Origin of the sequence: Paraburkholderia sartisoli (genome assembly GCF_900107685.1) — a bacterium.
In the GTDB taxonomy this organism is placed as follows: Bacteria; Pseudomonadota; Gammaproteobacteria; order Burkholderiales; family Burkholderiaceae; genus Paraburkholderia; species Paraburkholderia sartisoli.
In genome coordinates, this window is sequence record NZ_FNRQ01000003.1 from 119,759 (window position 1) to 135,352 (window position 15,594).

Annotated in this window: 13 protein-coding genes; 9 read left to right on the plus strand and 4 right to left on the minus strand. The window is 63.4% G+C overall.

What is annotated here, in order from left to right; translation table 11 throughout:
• Window positions 1-52: 52 nt before the first annotated feature.
• A complete protein-coding gene (locus BLV45_RS11835) occupies window positions 53-889 on the plus strand; it encodes a squalene/phytoene synthase family protein (RefSeq protein ID WP_090533104.1) in 837 nt (278 codons plus the stop codon).
• A gap of 42 nt (window positions 890-931) precedes the next feature.
• On the opposite strand, the gene BLV45_RS11840 is transcribed toward BLV45_RS11835, so the two are convergent.
• A complete protein-coding gene (locus tag BLV45_RS11840; protein ID WP_090533106.1) occupies window positions 932-2,203 on the minus strand; it encodes a DUF1501 domain-containing protein in 1,272 nt (423 codons plus the stop codon).
• Between the two features lie 287 nt (window positions 2,204-2,490).
• Window positions 2,491-2,823 (minus strand): hypothetical protein, encoded by a 333-nt coding sequence (locus tag BLV45_RS11845; RefSeq protein WP_090533109.1) that lies wholly within the window; start codon window positions 2,821-2,823, stop codon window positions 2,491-2,493.
• 227 nt (window positions 2,824-3,050) lie between these two features.
• Here BLV45_RS11845 and ompR point away from each other — a divergent pair, with 227 nt between their 5' ends.
• The 5 genes from ompR to BLV45_RS11870 all read left to right on the plus strand — a co-directional run bounded on the left by ompR (window position 3,051) and on the right by BLV45_RS11870 (window position 7,955).
• Entirely contained in the window at window positions 3,051-3,785 is a 735-nt protein-coding gene (gene ompR, locus BLV45_RS11850) for an osmolarity response regulator transcription factor OmpR (RefSeq protein ID WP_006048917.1), read from the plus strand.
• A gap of 46 nt (window positions 3,786-3,831) precedes the next feature.
• Window positions 3,832-5,181, plus strand: a complete 1,350-nt coding sequence (locus BLV45_RS11855; protein WP_090533111.1) for an ATP-binding protein — start codon at window positions 3,832-3,834, stop codon at window positions 5,179-5,181.
• Between the two features lie 233 nt (window positions 5,182-5,414).
• Window positions 5,415-5,963 carry a peroxiredoxin gene (locus tag BLV45_RS11860; RefSeq protein WP_090533112.1) on the plus strand — a complete coding sequence of 183 codons (549 nt, stop codon included), beginning with the start codon at window positions 5,415-5,417 and terminating at the stop codon, window positions 5,961-5,963.
• A 75-nt stretch (window positions 5,964-6,038) separates the two neighbouring features.
• Window positions 6,039-6,563, plus strand: coding sequence for a carboxymuconolactone decarboxylase family protein (locus BLV45_RS11865; RefSeq protein WP_090533114.1), 525 nt, complete (start codon window positions 6,039-6,041; stop codon window positions 6,561-6,563).
• Window positions 6,564-7,004: 441 nt separating this feature from the next.
• On the plus strand, window positions 7,005-7,955 hold the full coding sequence (locus tag BLV45_RS11870) for a GSU2403 family nucleotidyltransferase fold protein (RefSeq protein WP_090533116.1): 951 nt from the start codon (window positions 7,005-7,007) through the stop codon (window positions 7,953-7,955).
• A gap of 165 nt (window positions 7,956-8,120) precedes the next feature.
• Here the strand turns inward: BLV45_RS11870 and ispF are convergent, their stop codons facing one another.
• A complete protein-coding gene (gene ispF / locus BLV45_RS11875) occupies window positions 8,121-8,600 on the minus strand; it encodes a 2-C-methyl-D-erythritol 2,4-cyclodiphosphate synthase (protein WP_090533118.1) in 480 nt (159 codons plus the stop codon).
• Between the two features lie 33 nt (window positions 8,601-8,633).
• Window positions 8,634-9,344, minus strand: a complete 711-nt coding sequence (ispD, locus tag BLV45_RS11880; protein WP_090533846.1) for a 2-C-methyl-D-erythritol 4-phosphate cytidylyltransferase — start codon at window positions 9,342-9,344, stop codon at window positions 8,634-8,636.
• Between the two features lie 118 nt (window positions 9,345-9,462).
• Here ispD and mfd point away from each other — a divergent pair, with 118 nt between their 5' ends.
• From mfd to BLV45_RS11895, 3 genes are all read left to right on the plus strand, one after another.
• Window positions 9,463-12,945, plus strand: coding sequence for a transcription-repair coupling factor (gene mfd / locus BLV45_RS11885; RefSeq protein WP_090533120.1), 3,483 nt, complete (start codon window positions 9,463-9,465; stop codon window positions 12,943-12,945).
• A 111-nt stretch (window positions 12,946-13,056) separates the two neighbouring features.
• Window positions 13,057-14,289, plus strand: coding sequence for an acetylornithine deacetylase (gene argE / locus BLV45_RS11890; RefSeq protein ID WP_090533122.1), 1,233 nt, complete (start codon window positions 13,057-13,059; stop codon window positions 14,287-14,289).
• 73 nt (window positions 14,290-14,362) lie between these two features.
• Window positions 14,363-15,412, plus strand: coding sequence for a threonine/serine dehydratase (locus BLV45_RS11895; RefSeq protein ID WP_090533124.1), 1,050 nt, complete (start codon window positions 14,363-14,365; stop codon window positions 15,410-15,412).
• Window positions 15,413-15,594 lie beyond the last annotated feature (182 nt).

Consider the following 15,594-nt stretch of genomic DNA (forward strand, 5'->3'; position numbering starts at 1 on the left):
CCGCACCGCACGGTGCGCGCCCCCTGCATCCGATCCCCACACCCCGATTCCAGTGAATTTCGACGACTATTGCCAGCAGAAAGCCGCGCCACCCGGCTCCAGCGCCTATTACGCGCTTCGTCAGGCGTCCATCGCCCGCCAGCCGCTGTTGACCGCCCTCTTCGCGCTGCGCCGCGAATTCGAGGAGACCGTCAAGGAAACGAGCGATCCGACCATCGGTCGCACGAAGCTCGCGTGGTGGCAAAAGGAAATGGCCGCGCTCGTAGAGGGCACACCGTCACATCCGGTGTCGAAGGCGCTCACCGCCTGGCTGGGCGACATCGAAGACAGTTATCCCGCGCTGCAGGCGCTGCTCGCCGGCTACGAGATGGATCTCGATCAGGCCCGCTATCTCGACTATCCGAATCTGCAGCGTTATATGGCGGGCGTCGGCGGCACGTTCGCCACGCTCGTCGCGCACGCCACCGCCCGCAATCCGGCGCAGGCGTCGAACTGGGCCCCGGCGCTCGGCCAGGCGCTGATGCTCGCGCAGTTCGTCGAAGCCCTCGGCGACGACGCGCGCCACGGCCGCATCTATATTCCGATCGACGAAATGCAGCGCTTCAACGTGACGGCCGCGGACCTGATCAACCGCCGGTACAGCGACGCGTTCACCGAACTGATGCGCTTCCAGACAACGCGCGCGCGCGACGCGCTGAACGCCGCGCTCGCCGCGATCCCCGCCGACGAACGGCCGACGCAGCGCACGCTTCGCGCGCAAGCGGCGCTTTCGCTCGCGGTGCTCGACGAGATCGAGCGCGAAGGCTACCAGGTCCTGCATCAGCGGATCGCGCTCACGCCGGTCCGCAAGCTCTGGATTGCGTGGCGCGCGGCGCGTAAATCGAACTGATCTGCCTGAGCTTCGCGCGCGAATAGAACGATAGAACCAGAGTCAAACCCGCAGCAACGGCAGCGGTGCAAACCGGTCGCGAAGCACAATCGCCGGATCGAGCCCCCACCACGACGCAAGCACTGTCGCGTACATCTCGCGAAAGTCGACGCTCACAGGCAGATTGCCGTTGCCGTCGAGTCGCGTGAGCACTGGCGGCACGCCATGCAGGCCGCCGCGCACCCGGCCGCCCGCTACGAAGTGCGGCGCCACGGTACCGTGATCGGTGCCGTGGCCCAGGTTCTCGCGCGGAGTCCGTCCGAATTCCGAGTACGTCATCACAAGCGTGCGGTCCCAGCGGCCCATTTCAACCAGCGCCGCTTTCATCGACATCAAACCTTCCGCCAGTTGCGCGAGCAGCGCCGCGTGCTGGCCGGGCTGGTTCTGATGCGTGTCGAAACCATTCAACGTCAGGCGGATCGCCGCGACGCCCTCGCCGGCCAGCGGCAACCCTTGAAGGTTGTCGCCCGTGGACAGCGCCTGCATTGCCGTCCTGATCGACGCGCCGAACGCGCTAGGTGGAAACGCTGTCTTCAATGCAGATTGTCCATCGTGTGCATCGGTCGCGGGACGCGCGAACGGAGCGGCTTTGACGATATCTCCGGCCACATCGTGGACGTGGTGAAGTTCAACGTTGCGCCCATGCAATGAACCCGGCGCGACAAGCCGCGACGCGCGCGCAAACCGCACTGGGTCCATGAGCGCGATCGTGTCCGCGCCGTTTGCGAGCGGGCCCATTTCCGCGCTGCCGATCACCATGCCGTCGGCGGCAAAACCGGCCGGTACGGGACGTTGCGCGAACGCACGCGACAGCCAGCCTTCGCGCAGATACTGATCCGCGCGCGACGCGGTGTCCCAGATTTCGATCGAACGAAAATGCGACAGGTTCGGCTGAGCGTAGCTCACGCCCTGCACGATGGCGAGTTCGCGCGCCTGCCAGAGCGGCATCAGCGGCTGCAACGCGGGATGGAGCGCGGCTCGCCCGTCGAGTTGAATCAGTTGCTCGCGCTTGATGCCAATGTTTTTGCGCAGCGTGTAATACGCCGGATCGGCGTAGGGAATGACTGTGTTCAGGCCATCGTTGCCGCCCTTCAGTTCGACGAGAATCAGCAGGTTGCGATAACCGCGCGCATCTGGCGTGCCGGGAGACACACCAGATGCCGGTTCATCGACGCGCGCCATGCCCTGCTCCGCAACGAACGCCGCCGGCAGCCACATGGCGGCACCGGCCGCCGATGCCACGGATGCCATCGCAAGGAAATCGCGTCGTTTCATTGCACACCTCGTTCCTCTTCTGTTTTGCGTTCCAGTCAACCCGGGGCAGCTCCTTACGCCCTTCGCGATCTGGCGGTGTTATCGCGGTGTTGTCGCGGTGTTGTTGAAGTCGCAGTGTCGCTCACGCGGAAGCGAAAGATGTCACATGTTCGCGCCAGCATTGAGCCTGTACGTTACACGCTCAACGAAGTCCGGTACGACATCGTGACGAAGGAACAGCCGGGAAATTTTTGAAGCGCGCTGGAAGCGCCAGGCGGAACGTTCGCGCACGACGGCAGACGAAACACCTACCGCTTGTAAAGCTCGCGAACGGCGTCTTCGATGTGTTGACGCAGGAGGCGTCGCTCGTCGGGCGTCATGTGCCCGTCGCGACGACGTTGATCGAGATCGGGGGGAACCACGGTGCGCATCATGATGTCCGATGCAGGCGAATCAACATGTGCGCCGCGCGGCGAACGCGGCGGTTTATTTCCGTTGTGTCCGGACGAACGGGAATTCGCCGCCCGGTCTTGCGCAGGCTGGGCGTGGGTGGGCATCGAAGCCAATGTGCCTGTCAGCGTGCCGGCAATCGCCAGTGCAATCACGCGCAAGCGCACATTCGGCCAAACCCCTCCCTTCATCTTTTTCCCTTCGTTGCGCGACAACCGGTACCTCAAATGCGTATGCAGACCCCGGCGATAACCGGGAGCGAGAGTTTTTGTCGAGTGAAGTATCTACCGAACAGCCGCAAACAGTAAAGGAGTGTAAGCGCGCATGCTTTACGTCGTGCCACGGGCAGGGTAAATTTTGTAACTGACTGTAACCTGATAATTGGTGCGAACGGGCACCGCTTTGTAATCGCGCTAAGATGCCGACTATGGAAACCAAAAACCCTTCAAAAATCCTCGTCGTCGATGACGATCCGCGTCTGCGCGATCTGCTGCGCCGCTATCTGGGCGAACAGGGATTCAATGTCTATGTCGCCGAAAACGCGCCGTCAATGAACAAGCTGTGGGTCCGCGAGCGGTTCGATCTGCTCGTGCTCGACCTGATGCTGCCTGGCGAGGATGGCCTCTCGATCTGCCGGCGTCTGCGCGGCAGCAACGATCGCACGCCGATCATCATGCTGACGGCGAAGGGTGAAGACGTCGACCGCATCGTCGGGCTCGAAATGGGCGCGGACGATTACCTGCCGAAGCCATTCAATCCACGCGAACTCGTCGCGCGCATTCATGCGGTGCTACGTCGCCAGTCGCCGTCGGAGTTGCCGGGTGCGCCGTCCGAAACCACCGAGGTTTTCGAGTTCGGCGAATTCGCGCTCAATCTCGCAACCCGCACGCTGACGAAGGCCGGCCAGGAAATTCCGCTCACCACGGGCGAGTTCTCCGTGCTGAAGGTATTCGCGCGCCATCCGCGCCAGCCGCTGTCGCGCGAAAAGCTGATGGAGCTTGCGCGCGGCCGTGAATACGAAGTGTTCGACCGCAGCCTCGACGTGCAGATTTCGCGCCTTCGCAAGCTGATCGAACCGGATCCGGGCAGCCCGCGTTTCATCCAGACGGTGTGGGGTCTCGGCTATGTCTTCATTCCCGACGGCGCGGCTTGACGGTCTTCCCGAGGCTGTCGCGCCTGCTTTCTGACGAGAAGGGTCCATGCGGATCGACCGGCGCCTCCTGACGCTCGCGTTCGGCGGCCTTTTCTGGCGGACCTTTCTGCTGATCGCGCTCCTGATCGCGGTCAGCCTCGCCGCATGGTTCCAGAGCTTCCGGGTCATCGAACGCGAGCCGCGCGCGCAGCGCGTGGCGTTGCAGCTCGTCGCGATCGTGAAGCTCACGCGCACCGCCCTCCTTTATTCCGATCCCGACCTGCGGCGCGCACTGCTGCAGGATCTGGAAAGCAACGAAGGGGTGCGCGTGTATCCGCGCGAGACCACCGACAAATATCGCCTTCAGCCGGACGAGTCGCTCAACCGGCTGATCGAACACGACATCCGCGGACGTCTTGGCGACGACACGGTCATCGCGCAGACGGTCAACGATATTCCCGGCGTGTGGATCAGCTTCAAGATCGACGATGACGACTACTGGGTCGCGCTCGATCGCGACCAGCTCGACAACGTCACCGGCCTGCAGTGGGCGGGATGGGGCATCTTCGCGCTCGCGCTTTCGCTGTTCGGCGCGGCGTTCATCACCAGTCTCGTGAACAGGCCGTTCGCGCGGCTCGCGATGGCCGCGCGCAAGGTGGGTTCCGGGCAGTCGCCCGAGCCGCTGCCCGAACGCGGCATGGGCGTCGCCGCGGAAACGAACCGCAGCTTCAACCAGATGGTGACCGACCTCGAACAGCTCGAGGCCGATCGCGCGTTGATGCTCGCTGGCATTTCGCACGACCTGCGCACCCCGCTCGCTCGCCTGCGGCTCGAAACGGAAATGAGCCCGTCCGACCAGAACACGAAAGACGCGATGGTCGACGACATCGAACAGATGGACATGATCATCGGCCGGTTCCTGGATTACGCGCGCCCCGTGCAGAGAATGACGGAACCTGTCGACCTTTCCATCATCGCAGGCGAAGTGGCCGCGCGCATGACAAGCGAAGACGGCATGCGTCTCGTGACGCGGCTCGCGCCGTCGGCGGTGGTCGAGGCGGACGAAACGGACATGCGGCGCGTCGTTGGCAATCTGGTCGAGAACGCGCGCAAGTACGGCTTGAGCGACGGCGACGGCATTCCGCGCGTCGTCATCGAAACGCGGGTGTCGCATTCGCGCGTGGAACTGTCCGTGGTCGACGAAGGGCCTGGCATTCCCGAAGACCAGCTCGCGCTTGTCACACGACCGTTCTATCGTGTGAATTCGGCGCGTAGCCAGGCGAACGGCACCGGGCTCGGCATGGCGATCGTGCAGCGGCTGGTGAGCCGGTATCGCGGCTCGCTGCGTCTGCGCAACCGGACGCCCGGCCCCGGGCTCGAAGTCACGATCGACTTCCCGCTCGCGAAAGGCGTCTGATTGCCTTCCGGATTCAGCGCGAGGCGGCAACCGTTCGACACCCAAAAATGGAGACGCATGGCCTTGTCTATTGGGCCAGTGAAAAAAACCTATCCCGTTTGTTAGTTAAAAACTATTGATTTAATTGTTTAATAGAGTTATAGTGGGCCTCGAGTAACGTCTTGTCCGTTACAGCGAGCAGGCAGCCTGAACAGATTGCAGATTGTTTTTTCAACACACACAGGAGTATCCGCATGAAAACCGTGGGCGATAAACTCGAAGCTTTCACCGTCACCGCAGCCAAGCCGGGCTTCAACAATCATGAAGAAAACGGCGTGTCGGCGTTCGAAGAAATCACCGAACAGTCGTTCCCGGGCAAGTGGAAGATCATCTACTTTTACCCGAAGGATTTCACGTTCGTGTGCCCGACGGAAATCGTCGAATTCGGCAAGCTCGCCAGGGATTTCGCGGAACGTGACGCCGTTCTGCTCGGCGGCAGCGTCGACAACGAATTCGTCAAGCTCGCATGGCGCCGTGAGCACAAGGACCTGAGCAAGCTGAACCACTACTCGTTCGGCGACGTGAAGGGCGAACTGATCGATCAGCTCGGCGTGCGCGACAAGGAAGCCGGCGTGGCACTGCGCGCTACGTTCGTGGTCGACCCGGACAACACGATCCAGCACGTTTCGGTGAACAACCTGAACGTCGGCCGTAACCCGGAAGAAGTGCTGCGTATTCTCGACGGTCTGCAAACGGACGAACTGTGCCCGTGCAACCGTGCAGTGGGCGGCGCAACGCTGTAAGCATCTGCAGTGAAAAGCCCGCTAAGCTTGAAAGAGCCGCGGGCTTTTTTATCGGCGATCTGATAGGAGATATCAATGGAATTTCTGGCTTCGATTAAAGAACTCGTTCCCGATTACGCGAAAGATATCCGCCTGAATCTGGACGGCACGATTGCCCGCTCGTCGCTGGAAGGCACGGATGCGATCGGCGTCGCGCTGGCCGCGGCGTTCGCGGCGAAGAGCCACGTGATCGTCGATGCGATCCGCAATTCGGGCGCGTTGCCGCCGGAAGAAATCAACGGCGTGCTGACGGCCGCCGCGTTGATGGGCATGAACAACGTGTGGTATCCGTATCTCGAGATGGCCGACAACGCCGACCTCAAGACACAACCGGCTGGCCTGCGGATGAACGCGTACGCGTCGCACGGCGGCGTGGACAAGCGTCGCTTCGAGATGTACGCGCTCGCGGCATCGATCATCGGCAAGTGCCACTTCTGCGTGAAATCGCACGCGGAGAACCTGGTCGCCGACGGCGTGAGCGCCACGCAACTGCGCGACGTTGGTCGTATCGCTGCCGTGATCAACGCAGCGGCGCTGGTGATCGCGGCCGAAGGGAAGTAAGTCGCCGTGTCATGACGCCCGGGCCTTATCTGGCCTTTACCGGGCGTCTGACAGCGCAATAAAAAACGCCACCGGCTTTCAGGCTACCCGTCTCACAAAGGTGTTGGAAAACGGGCATTAATTCATCAGATCCCGCCCCGTATCTACGTTAGCGGGATTTCACTTTGCCGGAAATATCTACGGGAGATAGCAGCGAGGGCGTCTACCCCTCGCCAGGTCCCCTACGGGCTCTCCCAACGCTCCATTGTCACGTAGTCTGCCCGAGGTGACCGACCTGCGGGTCAACTTCTGCGAGAACCCGCATGCGCGAATTTTGGCGTCTTGCCAAAGATGGTCAGTAAGCGCAACGACTCGTCCTGATTGTCGTTTAAAAATTAAGCAATTGAAATATATAACGTTTCGGTATATTTTGTGAAAACATTTGTTTATACCGAACAGCACATGCTCGAGCTCGCAGATGATGTAATGAGGCAGTACATTGACGCCTCGTCCGCCTTCACCGCCCTGGAGGAAGCCGAACGGGAGCAGTCGCATGTGCGGGGAGGGATGTACTGGCACAAAGGGCATAGCTCCGCGCCCGATGACTTCTATCTCGTGCGCACCACGCCGTCTGGCAGCGAGAAAAGCCTTGGTTCCCGCTCCGGGGATACGGAACGGATCTACAACACGTTCCAGGCGCGCAAGCGTGAGGCACAGACACGGGTGTCCGGCTTACGCGAAGCTGTGGAAAAGCAGAGCCGGATGAACAGGGCTCTGCGCGTGGGGCGAGTGAACCCGTTGATTGTCGACCTGCTCAACCGGCTCGCTACTTCGGGGTTGCGCGACCATTTTCGGGTGATTGGCACCCACGCCCTTTACGCATATGAATCAGCGGCGGGCGTACGTGTCGACAACGCGACTATTGCGACCCAGGATATTGATCTGCTGTGGGATGTCCGCAAGCGTGTCCAGTTCGCCACCGCATTGAAGAAGCTCGATAGCTCGATGCTCGGGGTTCTGCGCAAGGTGGATCCCACCTTCAGGGTACGGGACTCGCAAAAATACACAGCAGTCAACAAGGATGGCTTCGAAGTGGACATCCTCCGGCGAGAGACGACGGCCGATGACCCGCATCCGGTGCAACTCAGTGACGACGAAAACGACTTCTGGGTGACCCAGGCACCACGTGCGCAAGAGTTGCTCGATTGCGCGGCTTTTTCTGCTGTGATTGTGGCGACCAACGGCAACATGGCCCGAATGGAAACGCTCGAGCCGATGGCCTTCGTCCGGTTCAAGCGCTGGATGGGTAGTCTGAAAGACCGCGACACCCTGAAGCGCCGGCGGGATGTCTCACAGGCGGAGGTGGTTGAGAAGATGGTTCAGGAATATCTTCCCCAGTGGGATAGGAAGTGAGCCCCGAAAAAGACGCTCAATAACCTGTGTTCGGGCCGTCTCCAGCACCTTTGTGGAACGGGTAGACTTTCAGCCCGTGGCGTTTTCATTCACTCAAAAGCTTGCGTGCGACATCCAGCGGGCCCGTGTACAACACCCGCCGCAAAGCAAAGCATCGCAACGCGATCAAACGCGCGACAGCAGCACCGCCGCCTGCGCTTCGATCCCCTCGCCGCGCCCGAGATAACCCAGCTTCTCGTTGGTCTTCGCCTTCACGTTGACGCGATCCAGCGGCAGATTCAGGTCTTCGGCGATGTTCGCGCGCATCGCGTCGATATGCGGCGCGAGTTTCGGCGCCTGCGCGATCACCGTGCTGTCGACGTTGCCGATCGCAAAACCCGCTTCGGTCACCCGCTTCACGCACTCGCGCAGCAGCACGCGGGAGTTCGCGCCCTTGAAGCGCTCGTCCGTATCGGAAAAGTGACGGCCGATGTCGCCCATCGCCGCCGCGCCGAAGAGCGCGTCGGTGATCGCGTGCAGCAGCACGTCGGCGTCGGAATGGCCGAGCAGTCCACGCTCGTAAGGCACCGTCACGCCACCGATGATGAGCGGGCGCCCCGAGACGAGCGCGTGTACGTCGTAGCCCTGTCCGATCCTGATATCCATATGCTCTTTAACCTGTCGTCGTACGTTGTTGAATCAGGAAGCCGCTGGCCGGCTGAGAATCGCATCCGCGAGATCGAAGTCTTCGGGATACGTGACCTTGAAGTTGCGCAGGCTACCCTGCACGAGGCGTGGCGCGTGGCCGAGCCATTCGATCGCGCTCGCTTCGTCGGTGAGATCGTGGCCGTCCTGCTGCGCGCGCAGGATCGCCTCGCGCAGCATGCCAACGCGAAACATCTGCGGCGTCTGCGCCTGCCACAGGCCGTCGCGGGCCTCCGTGCGGGCGATCCGGTTGTCGCTGTCCGGCGTGATGCGCTTTAACGTGTCGGCGGCGGGCAACGCCATGATGCCACCCACCGGGTCGTCCTTGAGCGCCGCGACCAGCGAGCGGATCAACGCCGCCGTGATCCCGGGGCGCGCGGCGTCATGCACCAGAACCCAGTCGTCGTCGCCGGCGCCGAATTCGGCGAGCGCGTGCAGGCCGTTCAGCACCGATGCCTGGCGCGACGCCCCGCCCGTGCGGCGCACCGCGAAGCGCAGGCCGGCAAAACGGCGGGCGTCGAAATGCTGGTCGTCGGGGGCGATCACCACGAGCGTCTGCGCGAATTCGCTGCACGCATCGAACGCGGCCAGCGAGTAATGAAGCATGTCCCGGCCCGCGACGGTGCGGTACTGCTTGGGCATCGCGGCGCCTGAGCGGCTGCCGGTTCCCGCGGATGGGATCAGGGCAAAAAGACGTGAAGTCACGAGGGCGAACGCCGGGAAAGTCAAAGTGAAGGACGGATTTTATAATAGGTCCTTCGCGTCCACGTCGAGACGCGCGTAAACTTGCCGCTCACGTGTGAGCCAGGGCTGCCTTTTTGTTATGCCAGATATCGCCGTTTCATCGCAGTCCACCCCGCCCGTCGCGCTGGTCAAGGCCGGGCAGCGTTTCGCCTTCGACGGCACGCACGGCTCGTCCGATGCGCTTCTGATCGCCCGCTATCACCTCGCTTACCGCGAGCAGGTGCCGCTTCTGGCGGTGGTCTGCGCGAGCGCGGTCGATGCGCAGCGTCTCACCCAGGAAATCGCGTTCTTCGCGCCGGAAGCCCGCGTGCGGCTGCTTCCCGACTGGGAAACGCTGCCCTACGACACGTTCTCGCCGCACCAGGACCTCGTCTCCGAACGGCTCGCGACGCTGCACGACCTGGGCGAAGGCCGCTGCGACATCCTGCTCGTGCCCGCCACGACCGCGCTGTACCGCATGCCGCCGGCGTCCTTCATGGCCGCTTACACGTTCTCGTTCACCCAGGGCGAACGGCTCGACGAAGCGAAGCTGAAGTCGCAGCTGACGCTGGCGGGCTACGAACATGTGAGCCAGGTCGTGCGGCCAGGCGAATACTGCGTACGCGGCTCGCTGATCGACCTGTTTCCGATGGGCTCGCCCCTGCCTTACCGGATCGACCTCTTCGACGACCAGGTCGACTCGATCCGCGCGTTCGATCCCGACACGCAGCGCAGCCTCTACCCGGTGCGTGACGTGCGCCTCCTGCCGGGCCGCGAATTTCCGTTCGACGAAGCGGCGCGCACCGCGTTTCGCAGCCGCTGGCGCGAGGTGTTCGAGGGCGACCCGAGCCGCGCGTCGATCTACAAGGACATCGGCAATGGCGTGCCGTCGGCGGGGATTGAGTATTACCTGCCGCTCTTCTTCGACGATACGGCCACGCTCTTCCACTATCTGCCCGAAAACGCCCAGCTTGCGTTCGTCGGCGACCTGGATGCCGCGATCCGCCGCTTCACGAACGACACGAAGCAGCGCCACAACTTTCTGTCGCACGATCGCGACCGGCCGATTCTCGATCCGGCGCGCCTCTTTCTCTCCGACGAAGACTTCTTCACGCTCGCGAAGCCGTTCGCGCGCCTCGTGTTGCCGGGCAACGCGGGCGGCGGCTGGGCGACGCCGCTGCCGAACCTCGCGATCGACCGTCACGCCGAAGACCCGATTTCCGCGTTGCGCGCGTTCCTCGACACGACGCCACATCGCGTGATGTTCGCCGCCGAATCGGCGGGGCGACGCGAGACGATCATGCAGCTTTTCGTCGACAACCATCTGTTGCCGGCGTCGACGGACAGCTACGGCGACTGGCTCGCCACCGAAGCGCGTTTCGCGCTCGGCGTGGCGCCCCTCGCGAACGGCTTCGCGCTGCCCGCCGAAGGCATCGCGCTCATCACCGAGACCGAACTGTACGGCCCGCTCGCGCGCCGCGCGGGGCGACGCCGCCAGGAACAGGCGAGCAACGTCGACTCGATGGTGCGCGACCTGTCGGAGCTGAAGATCGGCGACCCGGTCGTGCATGCGCAGCACGGCATCGGCCGCTACATGGGCCTCGTGACGATGGATCTCGGCGAAGGCGACACCGAGTTCCTGCACCTCGAATACATGGGCGAGAGCAAGCTCTACGTGCCGGTGTCGCAACTGCACGTGATCTCGCGCTACAGCGGCGCCGATCCGGAAAGCGCGCCGCTGCATTCGCTCGGCTCGGGCCAGTGGGAAAAGGCCAAACGCAAGGCCGCGCAGCAGATCCGCGACACCGCCGCCGAACTGCTGAACCTGTATGCGCGCCGCGCGCTGCGTCAGGGTCACGCGTTCGCGCTGGAGCCGCGCGACTACACGAAATTCGCCGAAAGCTTCGGCTTCGAGGAGACCCCCGATCAGGCCGCCGCGATCGCCGCCGTGATCGGCGACATGACGAGCGGCAAGCCGATGGACCGCCTCGTGTGCGGCGACGTCGGTTTCGGCAAGACCGAAGTCGCGTTGCGCGCGGCGTTCATCGCGGTGCTCGGCGGCAAACAGGTCGCGCTGCTCTCGCCCACGACCCTGCTCGCCGAACAGCACACGCAGACGTTCACCGACCGCTTCTCCGACTGGCCGGTGCGCATCGCGGAACTGTCGCGCTTCAAGTCGACGAAGGAAGTCAACGCGTCGATCCAGCAGATCAACGAAGGCACCGTCGACATCGTGATCGGCACCCACAAGCTGCTGTCGTCGGACGTGCAGTTCAAGCGGCTGGGTCTTGTCATCATCGACGAGGAACACCGGTTCGGCGTGCGCCAGAAAGAAGCGCTGAAGGCGCTGCGCGCCGAAGTCGACGTGCTGACGCTCACCGCCACGCCGATTCCGCGCACGCTCGGCATGGCGCTCGAGGGCCTGCGCGACTTCTCGATCATCGCGACCGCGCCGCAGAAACGCCTCGCGATCAAGACCTTCGTGCGTCGCGAGGAAGACGGCGTGATCCGCGAGGCGATGCTGCGCGAACTCAAGCGCGGCGGCCAGGTGTACTTCCTGCACAACGAAGTGGAGACGATCGAAAACCGTCGCGCGATGCTCGAAGCGCTCGTGCCGGAAGCGCGCATCGCCGTCGCGCACGGACAGATGCACGAGCGCGAGCTCGAGCGCGTGATGCGCGATTTCGTCGCGCAACGGGCGAACGTGCTGCTGTGTACGACGATTATCGAAACCGGCATCGACGTGCCGAGCGCGAACACGATCCTGATCCATCGCGCCGACAAGTTCGGGCTTGCGCAGCTGCATCAGTTGCGTGGCCGCGTCGGGCGCTCGCATCACCAGGCGTACTCGTATCTGCTCGTACACGATCCGCAAGGGCTCACGAAACAGGCACAGCGCCGTCTCGAAGCGATCCAGCAGATGGAGGAACTCGGCGCGGGCTTCTATCTCGCGATGCACGACCTCGAAATTCGCGGCACCGGCGAAGTGCTGGGCGACAAGCAATCGGGCGAAATTCAGGAGATCGGCTTCCAGCTCTACACCGACATGCTGAACGACGCGGTCAAGGCGCTGAAGGAAGGTCGCGAGCCGGACCTCACCGCGCCGCTTGCCGCCACGACCGAGATCAACCTGCACGCGCCCGCGATTCTGCCGGCGGACTATTGCGGCGACGTGCAGGAGCGGCTCTCGCTCTACAAGCGCCTCGCGAACTGCGCACACGCCGACGCGATCGACGGCATTCAGGAAGAGCTGATCGACCGCTTCGGAAAATTGCCGCCGCAGGCGCTGGCGCTCGTCGAAACGCATCGCTTGCGGCTCGCCGCCAGGCCGCTCGGCATTTCGAAGATCGATGCCGGCGAAACGGTGATCGGCCTGCAGTTCATCCCGAATCCGCCCATCGACGCGATGCGTATCATCGAGATGGTCCAGAAGCACAAGCACATCAAGCTCGCCGGGCAGGACAAGCTGCGCATCGAGACGCGCACGCCCGACCTCGCGGTGCGTGTTTCGACGGTGAAGGAAACGCTGCGCGCGCTCGGCGCGCCGACCCGCGCCACGCCCGCCACAGCGCGCCAGGCGTGACATGTTGCGGCGCGTCATGTGCGCGCCGCAACATGCCTTTGTTATTGCCAGCTTTGGCCTGACGTATGTTTTTTGGGTATGATCGAACGATAGCCATGCTGGAGTTCTGTCATGTCACACGTCGCCGAAACGGCACAATCCACCCCCTCCACGCCCGCGTCCTCCGCTTCCCCTGCTTCGCTTTCCTGGGTCAAACGCCTCGTGTCGATCGACACGGTCAGCCGCAATCCGAATCTCGGCCTGATTGAAATGGTGCGCGACGATCTGCGCGCGCAGGGCATCGAAGCCACCCTCACGCACGACGAAAGCGGCAAATGGGCGAACCTCTTCGCCACGGTGCCCGCGCACGACGGCGAGACAAACGGCGGCATCGTGCTGTCGGGGCATACCGACGTCGTGCCGGTCGACGGACAACACTGGGACAGCGATCCGTTCAAGCCCGAAATCCGCGGCGACAAACTGTATGGACGCGGCACCTGCGACATGAAAGGCTTCATCGGCGCGGCGCTCACGCTGCTGCCGCAGATGCAGAACACGAAGCTCGCGAAGCCGATCCACTTCGCGCTCTCGTTCGACGAGGAAGTGGGCTGCGTCGGCGCCCCGCTGCTGATCGCCGATCTGATGAAACGCGGCATCAAGCCGGATGGCTGCATCGTCGGCGAGCCGACCAGCATGCGGCCGATCATCGCGCACAAGGGCATCAACGCGTATCAGTGCTGCGTGCGCGGCCAGGCCGCGCATTCGTCGCTGACGCCGACGGGCCTCAACGCGATCGAATACGCCGCGCGCCTCATCTGCTACATCCGCGACATGGCCGACCGGTTCCGCGCCGAGGGTCCGTTCGACGAACTCTATGACGTGCCCTTCACGACCGCGCAGACCAGCACGATTGAAGGCGGCAACGCGATCAACACCGTGCCCGCCGAATGCCGGTTCGCGTTCGAATTCCGCAACCTGCCGACGCTCGATCCCGAACCGATCTTCGCGCGCATCGACGAATACGCGCGCGAAACGCTGCTGCCGAAAATGTTGCGCGAGCATCCGGCGGCCGCCATCGAGATCACGAAGATCGCCGCGGCGCCCGGCCTCGATTCATCGGAACAGGCGGCGATCACGCAACTCGTGCGCGCGCTGACGGCCGATCAGGACAAGCGCAAGGTTGCGTACGGCACCGAAGCGGGCCTCTTCTCGCTCGCGGGCATTCCGAGCATCGTGTGCGGTCCTGGCGACATCATGCAGGCGCACAAGGCCAACGAATTCGTCGCGCTCGATCAGCTCGTCGCGTGCGAACGCTTTCTTGGCAAGTTCATCAACAGCATGTCGGTCGATCCCCATGCACATTGAGCGTCGCGTCTGAACGACGCATTCACGCCGTGTCGTCACGGCGAAATACCGCGAATCACTTCGAGCTCACGTCATGTCCACCGCCACACCGCAGCACACCGACCATACCATCGACGGTGAGCCGATTCCCACGCTCGATGACATCGCCGCGCAGCACTTCGCGCTGACGCCGTGGATCGTGCGCACGCCGGTGTTCGAGCGCCGGGATTTCCCGTCGCTGGAAAGCACGACGCTCAACTTCAAGTTCGAGCTGCTGCAATCGGGTGGCAGTTTCAAGACGCGCGGCGCGTTCACGAACCTGCTCGCGCTCGATGACGCCCAGCGCAGCGCCGGTGTCACGTGCGTTTCGGGTCCGGGCGGCAACCATGCCGTAGCGGTGGCGTGCGCGGCGATGCGTCTTGGCATCAGCGCGAAGGTCGTGATGTTCCATTCGGCGAATCCCGCACACATCGCGCTGTGCAGGCACTATCGTGCTGAGATCGTGATGGCGGGCGGCCCCGCTGACGCCTTCGATGCCGTGCGCCGCATCGAAACCGAGGAAGGCCGGTATTTCGTGCATCCGTTCAACGGCTATCGCACCGTGCTGGGCGCGGCGACGCTCGGTTACGAATGGGCCGTGCAGACGCCCGATCTCGACGCGGTCGTCCTGCCGGTGGGCGGCGGCGGACTCGCGGCGGGCGTGTCGACCGCCCTGCGGCTCGCGAATCCGCGCGTCCGGGTGTACGGCGTGGAACCCGAAGGCGCATGCGCCATGAGCCGGAGCTTCGCGGCGAATCACACGGTGAAGCTGCATCACGAGCACAGCATCGCCGATTCGCTGATCGCGCCGCATACCGAGGAATACAGCTACGAGTTGTGCCGCCGGCATATCGAACGCATCGTCACCGTCACCGACGATGCATTGCGGCTCGCGATGCTCACGCTGTTCAACGAGTTGAAGATCGCCGTGGAACCCGCGTGCGCGGCGCCCGTCGCAGCGCTTCTCGGACCGCTGCGCGAGACACTGCAGGGCCGGCGCGTGGGCATCTTGCTAAGCGGAACGAACACCGCCCCCGCGACTTTCACCGCGCATATCGACAGCGCTCGCGCACTGCTGCAGCGCACACCCCATGCATCGTTCTGAGCCGTGCGCGTGATACGCGACGCACGCACGTACCGCACGTACCGGTTGCGCCGGGCGGGACCGGCAAAAATGCGGCAAAACGAATACAGACCGGCCTGATTGAGGCAATCCCTGCCGGCGCCGCCCCTTTGGCGCAAAACGCTACCCCTTGTCGCCCACGTTGGCTATCATTGTCCTGCCGC